Below are 15,725 nucleotides of genomic sequence, written 5' to 3' on the forward strand. Positions count from 1 at the left end.
GGCCAAGACGTCCCGCTCTATCTTCGTGAGCCTTCCCTAAAAGGACGCCGCGAAATGTTCTACCTCTTGCTCACATGCTTCGGCTGCATGACCGGCATCACCGCCGTACTGTTCGGCTTCGGCGGCGGCTTCGTCATCGTGCCGCTGCTTTACCGTCTACTCAGCGCCAGCCACGGCGCCGACGGCCCGATCGGCCAATCGGCAATGCACATCGCCGTCGCCACCTCGACCTGCGTGATGATCGTCAACGCCCTGATCGCCACCGACAAACACCGCCGCGCCGGCAATCTCATCCACCATTACCTGTGGCCATTGGGCGGGTTTATTGCCGTGGGCTCAGTGGTCGGCGCAATAGCGGCGGTGTGGGTCAGTGGCGAGGTGATTCGGTACGCCTTCATCGCCTACCTCGGCGTAACCATTGTCGACTGCGTGCTCAGGCGCGGATTTCTCACTCAGAGCGCAGACGTCATCCCACGCCGACTTGGCAGCACGGAAACTTCCGCAGGTGGTGTAGGCATCGGCGCCATCGCGACGTTTCTCGGCGTAGGAGGCAGCGTCATGACCGTGCCGTTGCTGCGCCGTTGTGGCTTGAGCATGTCGCAAGCGACGTCCATGGCCAACCCGCTGAGCGTGCCGGTGGCGTTGGCGGGAACGCTCACGTACATGGCGCTGGCCGGGTTCAGTCAAGCTGAGTTGGGCGCCTGGTTTGTCGGGTACGTGGATTTGCTGGCGTTTGCGCTGCTGACGTTGGGTTCGTTGCTGGGAATCAGATTGGCCACGCCGTGGATCGGACGGATTCCGGATCGGGTGCATGCGCGGGTGTACATCGGGCTGTTGCTGATGGTGATGATCAGCATGTGCTTGAGTTGAAGGCGACAGCGCTCGATTCTCCCGCGCAACCTCGACATAATCCGCAACTTCTTTTTGCGGGCAGTTGCTCGTTTATTCAAGGATGAAGTGATGTTCCGAGGACTGTTACGCCTTTTCGCTGTTCTTTTTCTGACGGGGTTGTTTGTCTCGACTGCAACGTGGGCCGACAACGGCGCGCAGGTGTACACCGGCACCTTGGGTAAAGCGGCCATCGTCCTCGAAATAAATACTCGCATTGGAGAAGGTCGTTACTTCTATAAGAAGTACCGCAAGGATCTGCCACTCGACGGTGCCCTGGACGGGGAAACACTGGTGCTGGAAGAAGGTTCGCGGATGGAAGACTCGCGCCCGACCCTTCGTCTGCAGCCGACAACTCATGGTTGGTATGGCGAGTGGACGAGTACCGCTGGGAAAGTCCTGAAGGTCGAGTTAGAACCAGCCGTCATCCCCGATGTACCCGACGATGCCTTGCCCTTTTTCACCACACTTCACGACAAGTACCCTTACGAATATCTGCGGCTGCAAGGCGTAACACTCAAGAAAGGCAAGACCGACACCTTCATGGGCTACACGCTGCAGTGGTGGACCGAGCCGAAGACAGACACTTCTCTGTTCGAAGTGGTGACCGGTTACTCCCTCGAAGAGCGTCGACGTATCAACCAAAAATTGATGGCGCGTTTGTGGGGCGAAGTGTTGTCGTCTTATGGCTGTTCTGGAAGTTATGCGCAGTGGAGCCAGCCACTGTACATGTCGCCCACAGTGATGAGTGTGGGGATTTCATCGGATTATTACTGTGGCGGCGCCTATCCGGATCAAAGCCACGACGCGCTCAACATCGATATCAAGACAGGCAAGCTTCTGACCCTTGATGATGTTTTGTGGGTGGGGCAGGGCAAGCCGTTGCACTACGAGGAATATGAAGATTTCGCCGCGGGCTCACCCGGCTCTTCGACAGCGTGGTCGAACTACCGCGCCACTGAACTGGCACCTTGGTTGGTCGCACAGTTGCTGAAACTCTACCCAACCGAAATGACCATCACCCCCGAGGGTGAAAACGACTGCGGCTATGACGAGAACTATCCCTGGCAATTTCCGGGTTGGCACTTCACGGAACAGGGCATAAAGATCGAGCCATCATTTGCGCACGTCGTGGCGGTCTGCGGATCAGTGGACTGGAGCGTTCTGCCGTACACACTCGTCAAACAACATCCGGGCGGGGTTGCACTGCAACTGCCTTGAGGCGGCGCTATCTTTCAAACGCAGCCCCTCGATTCCTGACCCCAACCCCGCCATAATCGCCGCGAATTTATCCGCGCCAGCCTTCCAATGCCGGCGCGGCCTCCGCCTCTTTCAAGGAACGATCAATGCTCAAGGGACTGATGCGCCTGGCAACCTGCGCTGCTGTGCTGTTCTCGCTGCTATCCACCGCGTACGCCGAAGACAACCGGCTGGTGTTCACCGGCACGTTGGGCAAAATGCCAATCGTTTTCGAAGTCGATATTAGTGACCCGGAGCAAGTCACCGGTCGCTACTTTTATGAGAAATTTCACCGCGATCTAGAGCTTAACGGCACCTATAAAAATGACGTCTTGATGCTCACAGAGGGCAGTGATCGTATGGAGCCGGGCAAGCCGTTACCGACGCTGAAACTGCAACAGATTGATGGCGGCTGGAAGGGCGAATGGCAAAACCCGAAGGGCAAAAAGTTGCCCGTACTGGTCACCGATACGCCACTTCCCGAAGTGCCGGCGAATGCATTGCCCTACATCGCCAAGTTGCCCAAGAGCGAGCCTTACGAATACCTACGGCTTCAGGGACTGAAACTCAAACCCGGCAAAAAGCAGGACTTCATGGGCTACTCCCTGCAATGGTGGGAAGAGCCTGATACCAAAATGTCCATGTTCAGCATCGAATCCGGGATGCCACAAGAAGATCTGCAGCGGGTCAACCAGCAATTGCTCGGGCGCTTGTGGGACGAGGCCATCAGTTACTACGGCTGCCAGTTGCGAGGTCGCGGTTACGCCGAATTCCTTCAGGACGTCACCCCGACATTTATCTCGCCCAGCGTCATCAGCCTGAACATTTCCACCAGCTACGACTGCGGCGGTGCGCACCCAGACTTCGGTGATTCACCGCTCAACATCGATGTGAAAACCGGCCATCCGTTGTCGCTCGAAGACGTACTCTGGGTGGGCGAGGGTCAGCCAATCCTTCATGCTGATCGCTACAGAGGCGGTGACCAGCCATTGACCGAGGCCGAAGACGCCGCGCGCTCAAAGTATCAACGCGAAGTCTTCGGGCCGTGGCTGATCAAACAACTCACCGCGCTGTACCCGGATGAAATGAAGAAACCGGCAGGCGGAGATGAAGACAGTTGCGACTTCACCAATGAAGACAATTGGGGTTATTCCAACTGGCGCTTCACCGAAAAAGGTTTGTACATCGGAGCGTACTTCGCCCGTATAGAACGAGACTGCGATGCACCCGACTGGTCGATCCTGCCGTACTCCCTCGTCAAACAACACCCCGGCGCCGTCAAACTGCAACTGCCCCAGGGCTAACCGTCACTCCAGCCCCGGCGCTTCACGAATAATGAAGTGATCCAGGTTCTCGATATTGGCATTGAAGACCTCGAAAGGCTTTTCGGGGTTCTTCTTGCCAGGCACCTGCTTCAACTCCGGCGTCACCCCATAGAAGAAACAGAACAACGCCTTGTCGCTATCCGCCGCGTGCTTGATCTCTTCCAGAAACGCCTTGCGCTTGCGGTAGTTGTCGATCAGCTTCTTGTTCAGATAAACGCTGACCGAGTACGGCTTCTTCTTACTGTCCTCGGGCTTCTTGAACCAGACCTTGTCCTCGAAATCGATACGGAAACTGGCACTGTGGAAGTCCTCGATCTTCTTGATCCGCCCCCAGTAAATCAGCCCCTTGTTGTCCGTCAGATACTCAATCTTCTTGAAGAACGAACTGTACGGCGCCGAATGCTCGCCGACCTTCAACGGCATCCGCTTAAGCAAATCCTTGTCGGCGAAGTTCGACACAAAACACTCCACCGGATGCGCAAACACACTGGTCTTGTCCGGCGCCGACTCACGACCCGCCGACTCTTTACCACTCTCCGCCGCCACCCGCACCGGATCATCGCGCAACACATCCGCCGCCCCCGCTGGCGCGACAGGCTTGCGCACATACTCACGCCGGGTCAGCAACAACTCCGATGGGAAGTGCTCCTCACGCCCGTCATCCACCTCGCCATCCGCCGTCTCAACACCAGACGCTGAAGCCTTCAAACTCACATACGGACAACCCGCCACATGCTGCGTGGTGGGCAGATTCTTGAAGTGCGGCGTGCGCACGTAGTTCACGTTCTTGGCGTTGAACGTGCCCAACTCGTTGGAAGCCTCGAACGCCGAACGACAGGCATCGTTGGGGCACTGGAAGTGTTCCTTCGCCGAGTCAAACGCCACCGTCTCATCGAAATTGAGATCGCGAACATCATAGATCGACAATTTGTCGTCGAGGCTGAGGCAGTAGGCGAGATCGAATTTCATAGTGGGGCTCGGGTCCTTGAGTGGGGGAGGGGTATTAATAGCGGGCGGCGGCCCGGGTTACTAGTAATAGATCTCGCCACCCAGCATCAACAGAACAGCCAAAAAACCGAGATTGCCAAACAGGAAGGGCAGAATGGTAATGACGATTTGGACAACAACTGCGATTTTAAAGCCGGCGGACAGGCCATAACGCTTCCAGTAAATAACATGCAGCACCATGGTTAGTGCATTTGCGACCCAGACTGCTCCAACGGCCATGATTTCGTTCTTTTGAGCGATACGCAGGGCCATATGCAGCAGGCAGAAAAAGACGATTAGAAATGAGGCGGTCAGGAGTCGGGATTGACCCGGGGTGGTCGAATTTTGGGTTGGTGGCTGCATGTGATGTCCGTCGATGTTAGTGGTCGAGATTTGTTCTCGATCCACAGTGAAGGCAGTCCATAAAGTTTCGGGATGATGGTAAGTCTGTGAGTTGTTGCTGGAGCTGTTTGCGATTTCCCGCATTAACTCAATCTCTGGGGCAAACTCATCCTTGTGGCGAGGGGATTTATCCCCGATGGGCCGCGGAGCGGCCCCAAAACGGCATGAGCGATGATACAAATAGATCATCTTTCGCTTGCAGACTGATCCATAGCCGACCCGGGATGAATCTCCTCGGCACAGTCGATATGCACATAGATTATTGCCGCTTCAAACGCTTCACCTTTTTATAAAGCGAATCAGTGAATTCCTCACGGTCACTTGAATGATGGCAGCGTCGATGACAATTTGGACAGAGCGCAATGGTGTTGTCTTTGCGATCCTTGCCGTGTTGTGCCAAGTGCTTAACGTGGTGAACCTCGAGATATGGCTTTCCATCCATTTCGAAAGGGCCTGGTTGATCACAGGCCTCACAAATCCCGTTAGCGTTATCTAGGATCCAGCCCTTGATCTTAGAATTCCGAACGAAATATCGGGTAATCGTCACCCCTTGTTGAGGTGCCTCACCATCGTCTGGTTCGCTTACAAAATCCTGTGCTTTGGCGTGCTTTACATATCGATTCTGAATGTCTCCCCCGGCGGAAGGGACGTCATAACTCGGGGTCAAAAGACCTTTGGATTCTAAAATTTTGGTCAGCCGGGCGGCGACTCCTGAGCCAATGTTTACTTTTGGCTTGTAGTGAACAATCGTCTTCAGTCCTAACTCGTCAAACAGTGCTGAAAGGTTCTGAAGGCGATAGTCGATCGACTTGCTGTTGCGATTGGCAAGCGCACCGCTCTGGAGAAGCTTGTGCTCCGCAGACTTATTGAATTTTTCGTCGTTTGGATATCTCGCTTGAATCGAGAGGTAAGCATCGACAGAGGCCTCCAATTCGTCATTGGTCCAGCCCTTTTGTTCCTTTTTCGTATCCATACAGTCGCCGAGGGTTGAAAACCCTCGGACGATACTGAGTGGCCATCACCTCTGTCTACGAAAAATCCTACAGAAAAAAGCGACAGATCCTGCGCGATCCTACAAAACCATCCCTAGCCCATCGAGTGCTTCGAGGACTGAAACACCTGCGCAACCCGTCGCCACCAGGGTTTCTCTAGAAAAGTTCGTCGTGGCTTCTGATCGTTCAACAGGTAAGGCATATCCCTTAGCCGAATCCAGCCCTCATCCTGCCAATGCAGCAAGCTCAACGACATCTCCGGCCAATCCAACAAGCTCAACATTGGCCGATTCGAATCTCCTGAATCTGCAGCATCCCGCAAAGTTGGCACTACCTCATTGGTCAGCCACTCACGCAACAACCGATTCCCCGGAACGTAGTGATAGACCAGCAGCGCATACACCCCGGATTCACTAAGCATCAGATGCTGTTCTGGTTCTCGAAAGTACTCAATCCACATAATGCGGCGTTGATCGCTATCTAGCTTATTGACCACCCGGTCATTCAGATGAAAACCAATCAAGCGGCCGACATCGCGGGCGGAAAACCAAGGCTGGTTTTCCCATAGAAGGGCATGTAAAAAAAGATTGTGGCGAGAGAAGACGGTTACCGAGCATGGATCAGACATATCTATGACCTCTACGTTTTAGATTTTGGGAGGGCCTGACCCCAACGTAGAGCGGACTTAAGAAATCCCAACGAGCAGAGCAGTTGCCACCGACGAATTACGCGTCTGTGTCACTGACCAAGCTTTCTACGTTGGGCGTTTCTTAGGCACCTGCGATAGAGCTTAGTAGTGCTCGCAGCAGGCTTCAATGGGAAGCGACTGTAAGTGCTGTAGGAGATTGAACGCTGTGGCGTAGGCCTAAAAAGGTTTACCTATCGCCCATAAAAAAGCCCCGATCAGATCGGGGCTTTTTGCTTTCTCGACTCGCCGATTCAAACCGCAATCGTCAAATCGTGCCAAGCGAGACTATTAGTCCCAGCTCAACGCACCACCAGTTTGGTATTCGATCACGCGAGTCTCAAAGAAATTCTTCTCTTTCTTCAAGTCCATAATCTCGCTCATCCAAGGGAACGGGTTAGTCGTCCCTGGATATTCCTCTTTCAAACCAATCTGCGACAACCGACGGTTAGCGATGAACTTCAGGTAGTCCTCCATCATCGCCGCGTTCATGCCCAACACCCCGCGAGGCATGGTGTCACGTGCGTATTCGATCTCCAGCTGCGTACCCTGCAGAATCATCTGGGTCGCTTCTTCCTTCATCTCAGCATCCCACAAATGCGGGTTTTCGATTTTGATCTGGTTGATCACGTCGATGCCGAAGTTCAGGTGCATGGATTCGTCGCGCAGGATGTATTGGAACTGCTCGGCGACGCCGGTCATTTTGTTGCGGCGGCCCATGGAGAGGATCTGGGTGAAGCCGCAGTAGAAGAAGATGCCTTCCAGCACGCAGTAGTAGGCGATCAGGTTGCGCAGCAGCTCTTTGTCGGTGTCCGGGGTGCCGGTTTCGAACTTCGGATCGGAGATCGAACGGGTGTACTTCAGGCCCCAGGCGGCTTTTTTAGCGACCGATGGGATCTCGTGGTACATGTTGAAGATCTCGCCTTCATCCATGGCCAGCGATTCGATGCAGTACTGGTAGGCGTGGGTGTGGATCGCTTCTTCGAAAGCCTGGCGCAGGATGTACTGGCGGCATTCCGGGTTGGTGATCAGGCGATATACGGCCAGCACCAGGTTGTTGGCAACCAGGGAGTCGGCGGTGGAGAAGAAGCCGAGGTTGCGCATGACGATGCGGCGCTCGTCGTCGGTCAGGCCTTCCGGGTCTTTCCAGAGGGCGATGTCGGCGGTCATGTTGACTTCTTGCGGCATCCAGTGGTTTGCGCAACCGTCCAGGTACTTCTGCCAGGCCCAGTCGTACTTGAAAGGTACGAGCTGGTTGAGGTCGGCGCGGCAGTTGATCATGCGCTTTTCGTCAACGGCGACACGGGCGGAGGCGCCTTCGAGTTCGGCGAGGCCTTCGGCGACGTCGAGGGAGTTCAGTGCAGCCTTGGCGCGGGCGACAGCGGCCGAGTCGTCGGCGGTCACGGCGCGGGCTTCGATCGCGGCGGCACCGCCAGCGTTGTCGAGGCGGTCCATGTTGGCTTCAGTAGCGTGGCCGGCGTTAGCGCCTTTCACGGTTGCTACTTCACTGTCTTCTTTGTCGAATTCGTCCCAGCTCAGCATGACGTGTCGTCTCCTGCGTGAGGGCCTGTCGCCCGTGTGAAACCTGATTGGTTGGTTTTTCACACGGTCGAACAGACCGCGTTGGATCTAAAGGAATCGTTCTTTGCAGCAGCTAAACGCAGGCATCAAACAGAATTTTGTACGGGTTTCCGAGAGCCTCTGACGGGCGCAATCAGTGTTGGACACTGCTGCGGGGCTTCAGAATGGCTTTTGATCCCTGTAAGGGAATATTGCTGACCCGATTAGGGCGGCATTATAGGGAAAAAATTGTGCTCGTGGGGGAGGGCGAAAGCGCGCAGGGCGGTCGAGCGGGAGGGTGATTTGAGTCGGAGCGAGGGTTTACAGGGCTTTCGCCGATGTTGGCCCGTGAGAATTTTTTTTGATTAATTTTTTCGTCAGGCTTTGGTTGCTCAAGAAATGAGCAAAAAACCGCGTTTTTCACTATATCTTGTGTTTTGCAAGCCTTTTGCACGACTCCAGACACAACTGAGCCCGACCGAAGTCGGGCTGGAATCGACCCTCAATGTTGCGCTGAGAGATCCAATTCGGTGCAGTCTCGAATCATCAATTGGTGCAGCCGTTACCCATGACGCTGTAACGCAGGATGTGACGTTGGCCGATGGAGTCGTCGTATTCCATTTTCATTGGGACAACTTCGCAGACATTCGGAACTTCGCTCATCGATACAACGTTGGCGATGTCCAGGTGGGTCGAGTAAGTGTATTCCTCGATCACTGGTTGTTGCTGTGCGACATCAGTCGGGACCTCGTCTGCCATGGCGGTTGCGCACAGACTGCTGAGGGCCAGAACCAATAAAGCTTTCATTTCAAATTTACCTTTTTGAGGTCGAGTGGGGTCACGCAACCTTTTTAGGGTTGCGTGTGTAACTTCATCATTTGCGGTTGTTACTTGAGAGCTGGATTAACGGCCTTCGTGGGGGCTGTATCGTTGTTAATCGCGGTTGCCTTGTTGGCGAGGTGAATTTTAGGGAGTTGGGGCTGGGGTAAACAGAGCGGGTTTTGATAAACACCTTTGGCAGATTTGGTAACAATCCCCGAAATCACCCCAATCCCAATGTAGGAGCTGCCGGAGGCTGCGATCTTTTGATCTTGCCTCTAAACATCCAGATCAAAAGATCGCAGCCTTCGGCAGCTCCTACAAGGGGTACTGTGGGTGGGGGAGGGGTTGTTACTACCATCGTCGAATGGTTCTATGGGGCCGGCCCGGCTACAACGGGGTCATACAAAAACAACTATTACACCGAGGTAGGAAAGATGAGTGCGGCTTCTCTGTATCCCGTTCGTCCCGAGGTTCTGGCTAACACGCTGACTGACGAGGCGACCTACAAAGCCATGTACCAGCAGTCGGTCGTCAACCCTGACGGTTTCTGGCGCGAGCAAGCTCAGCGTCTCGACTGGATCAAACCTTTCACCACGGTGAAACAGACGTCGTTCGACGATCACCATGTCGACATCAAGTGGTTTGCCGACGGCACCCTCAATGTTTCCTACAACTGCCTCGACCGCCATCTGGCCGAGCGCGGCGATCAAGTCGCGATCATCTGGGAAGGCGACGATCCTTCCGAGAGCCGCAACATCACCTACCGCGAACTGCACGAACAAGTGTGCAAACTGGCCAACGCCCTGCGTGGTCAGGACGTGCACCGCGGCGACGTGGTGACCATTTATATGCCGATGATTCCCGAAGCCGTGGTCGCCATGCTGGCCTGCACCCGGATCGGCGCGATTCACTCGGTGGTGTTCGGCGGTTTCTCGCCGGAAGCCTTGGCCGGTCGCATCATCGACTGCAAATCGAAAGTGGTGATCACCGCTGACGAAGGCATTCGTGCCGGCAAGAAAATTTCCCTCAAGGCCAACGTCGACGACGCGCTGACCAACCCGGAAACCAGCAGCATCCAGAAAGTCATCGTCTGCAAGCGCACCGGTGGCGACATCAAGTGGAACCAGCATCGCGACATCTGGTACGAAGACCTGATGAAAGTGGCAGGCACTGTCTGCGCGCCAAAAGAGATGGGCGCGGAAGAAGCGCTATTCATTCTTTATACCTCAGGCTCCACTGGCAAGCCGAAGGGCGTGCAGCACACCACTGGCGGTTATCTGCTGTACGCGGCGATGACCCATGAGCGCGTGTTCGACTACCGTCCGGGCGAAGTCTACTGGTGCACCGCCGACGTCGGTTGGGTCACTGGCCACAGCTACATCGTTTACGGCCCGCTGGCCAATGGCGCGACCACGCTGCTGTTCGAAGGCGTGCCGAACTACCCGGACATCACCCGGGTGGCGAAGATCGTCGACAAGCACAAGGTCAACATCCTCTACACCGCACCGACCGCGATCCGCGCGATGATGGCTTCGGGTCAAGCCGCGGTTGAAGGCGCGGATGGCAGCAGTCTGCGTCTGCTCGGTTCGGTCGGCGAGCCGATCAACCCGGAAGCGTGGGATTGGTATTACAAGAATGTCGGCAAGTCGCGTTGCCCGATCGTTGATACCTGGTGGCAGACCGAAACCGGCGGCAACATGATGAGCCCGCTGCCGGGTGCCCATGCGCTGAAGCCGGGTTCGGCGGCGCGTCCGTTCTTTGGTGTGGTGCCGGCGCTGGTCGACAACCTCGGTAACATCATTGAGGGCGAGGCTGAAGGCAATCTGGTGATTCTCGATTCGTGGCCAGGTCAGGCGCGCACGCTGTATGGCGATCACGATCGTTTCGTCGATACCTATTTCAAGACATTCCGTGGCATGTACTTCACCGGTGACGGCGCGCGCCGTGATGCCGATGGTTATTACTGGATCACCGGGCGTGTCGATGACGTGCTCAACGTGTCCGGCCACCGTATGGGCACGGCCGAGATCGAGAGCGCGATGGTTGCGCATCCGAAAGTCGCTGAGGCGGCGGTGGTTGGGGTTCCGCATGACATCAAAGGGCAGGGCATTTATGTCTATGTCACGTTGAAGAATGGTGAGGAGCCGACCGAGCAACTACGTCTGGAGCTGAAGAACTGGGTGCGCAAGGAGATCGGGCCGATTGCTTCGCCGGATGTGATCCAGTGGGCGCCGGGGCTGCCGAAGACGCGTTCGGGCAAGATCATGCGCCGCATTCTGCGCAAGATTGCCACGGCGGAATATGACGGGTTGGGGGATATCTCGACGCTGGCGGATCCGGGTGTGGTGCAGCATTTGATTGATACGCATAAGACGATGAATGTTGCTTAAGTAATGATTCACAGAAGCCCTGTCCGGTGATGCCGGGCGGGGCTTTTTTGTGTCTGGAGGTTTTGGGGTGATCGGACCGGCCTCATCGCTGGCAAGCCAGCTCCCACAGGTTTTGTGGTGTGTTGGCAGTTTGTGGTCCTGCGCGGATTTGAGTTGATAGGGTTGGCCTCATCGCTGGCAAGCCAGCTCCCACAGGTTTTGTGGTGTGTTGGCAGTTTGTCGTCCTGCGCGGATTTGAGTTGATAGGGTTGGCCTCATCGCTGGCAAGCCAGCTCCCACAGGTTTTGTGGTGTGTTGGCAGTTTGTGGTCCTGCGCGGATTTGGGTTGATAGGGCTGGCCTCATCGCTGGCAAGCCAGCTCCCACAGGTTTTGTGGTGTGTTGGCAGTTTGTGGTCCTGCGCGGATTTGGGTTGATAGGGCTGGCCTCATCGCCAGCAGGCTAGCTCCCACAGTTTTTGTGGTGTGGCGGAAATTTCAGCTTCGCCGCATATCCCTGTGGGAGCTGGCTTGCCAGCGATAGCAATCTGTCAGGCAACTGTGTAGTCCACTGTCGGAACACAAGACCACCCAACCAATAATTATCGACCTGCGCCGTAAGCCGTTTCCCACTGTTACCCGCCGCCTTCCACGTAACCGAATGTGTAACCGCCCGCCCCGCGACGGGGCAAAGGGAAACGCATCGCCCCGTTTTAGAGCCTCCAAACCCCCAGTGAAAAATAAGACACAACGCTGCGCTTGCCGGATTAGAAGGGTTTGCGAATAATAGGCCCGCAATTTGCAGCATAGATCGGTTCACTGTCTTTCGCTCTTGCATGAAATTGCGGGGCTGTCAATGTGCCAAAGTCGCTTTCTCTGTGCATCTGTAATTAGTTGTCGCATTGAAGAAATATCGGCTTCCGGCCTGTCGTTAGAATGCCGATCACTCGCTCATCGTGGCTGATGTTGAAACCTCCCCAGGTTTCAACGGGAAATTTCCCACCGATGCAGCAACCGATTTCCCGATTCACCCATTCGCATATTGGGCTGTCGCTCACTCTGCCGTTTTTGCCCTTTACCGATGGAGTCCCAAGATGAAGAAACTTGTGCTGCTTGGCGCCCTGGCACTGTCCGTGCTGTCGCTGAATGCCTTCGCTGACGAAAAACCTCTGAAAATCGGTATCGAAGCGGCTTACCCTCCGTTCGCTTCGAAAGCACCGGACGGCAGCATCGTTGGTTTCGACTACGACATCGGCAACGCTCTGTGCGAGCAGATGCAGGTCAAGTGTGTGTGGGTCGAGCAAGAGTTCGACGGTCTGATCCCGGCACTGAAAGTGCGCAAGATCGACGCGATCCTGTCGTCGATGTCGATCACTGAAGACCGCAAGAAGTCGGTCGACTTCACCAACAAGTACTACAACACCCCGGCACGTCTGGTCATGAAGGCCGGCACTCAGGTCAGCGAAAACCTGAGCGAGCTGAAAGGCAAGAACATCGGCGTACAACGTGGTTCGATCCACGAACGTTTCGCCCGCGAAGTGCTGGCTCCACTGGGTGCCGAGATCAAGCCGTACGGCTCGCAGAACGAAATCTACCTCGACGTGGCTGCTGGCCGTCTCGACGGTACCGTGGCTGACGCAACCCTGCTGGACGACGGTTTCCTGAAAACCGACGCCGGTAAAGGCTTCGCGTTCGTCGGTCCTGCGTTCACCGACGTCAAATACTTCGGCGACGGCGTAGGCATCGCTGTTCGTAAGGGCGACGCCCTGAAAGACAAGATCAACGCTGCCATCGCGGCCATCCGTGAAAACGGCAAATACAAAGCAATCCAGGACAAGTACTTCGCCTTCGATATCTACGGCAAGTAACACGTCTCTGCGACAAGTCCGAAATGGCGCAAGCAACAGGATCTCTGCGGTTTGCGCCATTTTTTCATCCCAACTTTCGAGGACCTGAATCATGTTGAAAGGCTACGGGGCTGTCATCCTCGATGGCGCATGGCTGACGCTTCAGCTCGCCTTGTCGTCCATGGCTCTGGCCATCGTTCTCGGGCTGATCGGTGTCGCGTTGCGCCTGTCGCCGGTGCGCTGGCTGGCCTGGCTGGGCGATCTGTATTCCACGGTGATTCGCGGGATTCCCGATCTGGTGCTGATCCTGCTGATCTTCTACGGCGGTCAGGACTTGCTCAACCGCGTGGCACCGATGCTCGGCTATGACGACTACATCGATCTGAACCCGCTGGCCGCCGGCATCGGCACTCTCGGTTTCATCTTCGGTGCGTACCTGTCGGAAACCTTCCGTGGCGCGTTCATGGCGATTCCAAAGGGCCAGGCCGAAGCGGGCATGGCGTACGGCATGAGCAGTTTTCAGGTGTTCTTCCGGGTGATGGTGCCGCAGATGATTCGCCTGGCGATTCCGGGCTTCACCAACAACTGGCTGGTACTGACCAAGGCCACCGCGCTGATTTCCGTGGTCGGTCTGCAAGACATGATGTTCAAGGCCAAGCAGGCGGCAGATGCCACCCGGGAGCCTTTCACCTTCTTCCTCGCAGTGGCGGCGATGTACCTGGTGATTACCAGTGTTTCGTTGCTGATCCTGCGTCAACTTGAGAAGCGCTACTCAGTAGGCGTAAGGGCGGCTGATCTATGATCTTCGACTACAACGTCATTTGGGAGGCCCTGCCGCTGTACCTCGGCGGCCTGCTGACCACCCTCAAACTGCTCGCGCTGTCGCTGTTTTTCGGTTTGCTCGCGGCCCTGCCGCTGGGGCTGATGCGCGTCTCGAAGAACCCGGTCGTCAACGGTGCCGCGTGGCTTTACACCTACGTGATCCGTGGCACGCCGATGCTGGTTCAACTGTTTCTGATCTACTACGGTCTGGCGCAGTTCGAAGCGGTACGCGAAAGCTTCTTGTGGCCATGGCTGTCCAGCGCAACGTTCTGTGCGTGTCTGGCCTTTGCGGTCAACACCAGCGCCTACACCGCTGAAATCATCGCCGGCAGCCTCAAGGCCACGCCGAACGGTGAGATCGAAGCGGCGAAAGCCATGGGCATGTCGCGCTTCAAACTGTACAAACGCATTCTGCTGCCATCGGCCCTGCGCCGTGCACTGCCGCAGTACAGCAACGAAGTGATCATGATGCTGCAGACCACCAGTCTGGCCTCCATCGTCACTCTGATCGACATCACCGGCGCGGCCCGTACCGTCAACGCGCAGTACTATCTGCCGTTCGAGGCGTACATCACCGCTGGCGTTTTCTACCTCTGCCTGACGTTCATTCTGGTCAAGCTGTTCAAGCTGGCCGAGCGTCGCTGGTTGAGCTACCTCGCGCCGCGGAAGCACTGATATGGAACGCATCGACCACGTTTTGCCGTGGAGTCATTTGGGCAGCGAGCGCAAGATTTCGGTGTTCCGCTTCGGACGCGGCGAGCGCAAGGCTTACATTCAGGCCAGCCTGCACGCTGATGAATTGCCGGGCATGCGCACCGCTTGGGAGCTGAAAAAGCGCCTCGGCGAACTCGAAGCCAAAGGCTTGCTCAACGGTGTCATTGAATTGGTGCCAGTCGCCAATCCTTTGGGTCTCGGGCAATTGCTGCAAGGCAATCACCAAGGCCGTTTCGAGGCGGGCAGCGGCAAGAATTTCAACCGTGATTTCGTTGAGCTGAGCGCGCCGGTTGCGGCCGCTTTGGCTGAAAGCCTCGGTGATGATCCGCACGCCAATGTGCGCCTGGTTCGTCAGGCGATGGCCGATCATCTGGCGGCATTGCCGGAGGCGAGCAGCCAGTTGCAAGGCATGCAGCGTGTGTTGCTCAGCCATGCCTGCACCGCCGATGTCGTGCTCGATCTGCATTGCGATGCTGAAGCCGCGCTGCACATGTATGCGTTGCCGCAGCATTGGCCGCAGTGGCGTTCGCTGGCCGCGCATCTGAATGTGCGCGTGGGCTTGCTGGCGGAAGATTCCGGCGGCAGCTCGTTCGATGAAGCGTGCTCGTTGCCGTGGTTGCGTCTGTCACGGCAGTTTCCTGATGCGCAGATTCCGCTGGCGTGCCTGGCGACGACGATTGAGTTGGGTGGTCAGGCCGATACCGGTCGCGCCGAAGCTGAGGCGTATGCTGAAGGCATTCTGGCGTTCCTCGCCGAGCAAGGCCTGATCACTGGCGAGTGGCCGAACCCGGCGCACGAAGCCTGTGAAGGCATGCCGTTCGAGGGCACTGAATTGCTCCTCGCGCCGCACCCTGGCGTGGTGAGTTTTCTGCGCAAGCCCGGCGAATGGGTCGAGGCGGGCGACGAGATTTTTGAAGTGATTGATCCTGTGTCCGATCGGGTCAGCACGGTGTGTGCTGGTACCTCCGGGGTGCTGTTTGCCATTGAACGGCTGCGCTATGCCCAACCCGGTTTCTGGCTGGCCAAGGTGGCGGGGCGCGAAGCGCTGCGTCACGGGCGCTTGCTCAACGACTGA

The 15,725-nt window shown here is 56.4% G+C and carries 14 protein-coding genes; 8 read left to right on the forward strand and 6 right to left on the reverse strand.

Annotation, left to right across the window (positions count from 1 at the left end):
* Positions 1-54 precede the first annotated feature (54 nt).
* From EJA70_RS20425 to EJA70_RS20435, 3 genes are all read left to right on the forward strand, one after another.
* Positions 55-870, forward strand: coding sequence for a sulfite exporter TauE/SafE family protein (locus EJA70_RS20425; RefSeq protein WP_158833081.1), 816 nt, complete (start codon positions 55-57; stop codon positions 868-870).
* Positions 871-960: 90 nt separating this feature from the next.
* Positions 961-2,109, forward strand: coding sequence for a hypothetical protein (locus tag EJA70_RS20430; RefSeq protein WP_158833083.1), 1,149 nt, complete (start codon positions 961-963; stop codon positions 2,107-2,109).
* Between the two features lie 125 nt (positions 2,110-2,234).
* Entirely contained in the window at positions 2,235-3,431 is a 1,197-nt protein-coding gene (locus tag EJA70_RS20435) for a hypothetical protein (RefSeq protein ID WP_158833085.1), read from the forward strand.
* A gap of 3 nt (positions 3,432-3,434) precedes the next feature.
* On the opposite strand, the gene EJA70_RS20440 is transcribed toward EJA70_RS20435, so the two are convergent.
* From EJA70_RS20440 to EJA70_RS20465, 6 genes are all read right to left on the reverse strand, one after another.
* On the reverse strand, positions 3,435-4,421 hold the full coding sequence (locus EJA70_RS20440; RefSeq protein ID WP_158833087.1) for a hypothetical protein: 987 nt from the start codon (positions 4,419-4,421) through the stop codon (positions 3,435-3,437).
* A 60-nt stretch (positions 4,422-4,481) separates the two neighbouring features.
* Positions 4,482-4,802 carry a hypothetical protein gene (locus EJA70_RS20445; protein WP_158833089.1) on the reverse strand — a complete coding sequence of 107 codons (321 nt, stop codon included), beginning with the start codon at positions 4,800-4,802 and terminating at the stop codon, positions 4,482-4,484.
* A 298-nt stretch (positions 4,803-5,100) separates the two neighbouring features.
* Complete coding sequence (locus tag EJA70_RS20450; RefSeq protein ID WP_158833091.1) at positions 5,101-5,814, reverse strand: HNH endonuclease signature motif containing protein; 714 nt, start codon at positions 5,812-5,814, stop codon at positions 5,101-5,103.
* 113 nt (positions 5,815-5,927) lie between these two features.
* Complete coding sequence (locus EJA70_RS20455) at positions 5,928-6,461, reverse strand: Bro-N domain-containing protein (RefSeq protein ID WP_158833093.1); 534 nt, start codon at positions 6,459-6,461, stop codon at positions 5,928-5,930.
* Between the two features lie 348 nt (positions 6,462-6,809).
* Positions 6,810-8,060 (reverse strand): ribonucleotide-diphosphate reductase subunit beta, encoded by a 1,251-nt coding sequence (locus EJA70_RS20460; protein WP_008084848.1) that lies wholly within the window; start codon positions 8,058-8,060, stop codon positions 6,810-6,812.
* Positions 8,061-8,624: 564 nt separating this feature from the next.
* Positions 8,625-8,885: a DUF2790 domain-containing protein gene (locus EJA70_RS20465; RefSeq protein ID WP_158833095.1), complete on the reverse strand. Its 261-nt coding sequence runs from the start codon at positions 8,883-8,885 to the stop codon at positions 8,625-8,627.
* A gap of 449 nt (positions 8,886-9,334) precedes the next feature.
* Here EJA70_RS20465 and acs point away from each other — a divergent pair, with 449 nt between their 5' ends.
* The 5 genes from acs to EJA70_RS20490 all read left to right on the forward strand — a co-directional run bounded on the left by acs (position 9,335) and on the right by EJA70_RS20490 (position 15,725).
* The gene (acs, locus tag EJA70_RS20470) at positions 9,335-11,290 is read left to right on the forward strand and encodes an acetate--CoA ligase (protein ID WP_034153332.1); all 1,956 of its coding nucleotides are present in this window, start codon (positions 9,335-9,337) and stop codon (positions 11,288-11,290) included.
* A 1,071-nt stretch (positions 11,291-12,361) separates the two neighbouring features.
* A complete protein-coding gene (locus EJA70_RS20475) occupies positions 12,362-13,135 on the forward strand; it encodes an ABC transporter substrate-binding protein (RefSeq protein ID WP_158833097.1) in 774 nt (257 codons plus the stop codon).
* 91 nt (positions 13,136-13,226) lie between these two features.
* Positions 13,227-13,916 (forward strand): ABC transporter permease, encoded by a 690-nt coding sequence (locus tag EJA70_RS20480; protein WP_007912702.1) that lies wholly within the window; start codon positions 13,227-13,229, stop codon positions 13,914-13,916.
* Positions 13,913-14,611, forward strand: coding sequence for an ABC transporter permease (locus tag EJA70_RS20485; RefSeq protein ID WP_008077928.1), 699 nt, complete (start codon positions 13,913-13,915; stop codon positions 14,609-14,611). The genes EJA70_RS20480 and EJA70_RS20485 overlap by 4 nt, the downstream gene beginning before the upstream one ends.
* Before the next feature lies 1 nt (position 14,612).
* Entirely contained in the window at positions 14,613-15,725 is a 1,113-nt protein-coding gene (locus tag EJA70_RS20490) for a M14 family metallopeptidase (protein WP_158833099.1), read from the forward strand.

Origin of the sequence: Pseudomonas sp. PB103 (genome assembly GCF_009764635.1) — a bacterium.
Lineage (GTDB): Bacteria > Pseudomonadota > Gammaproteobacteria > Pseudomonadales > Pseudomonadaceae > Aquipseudomonas.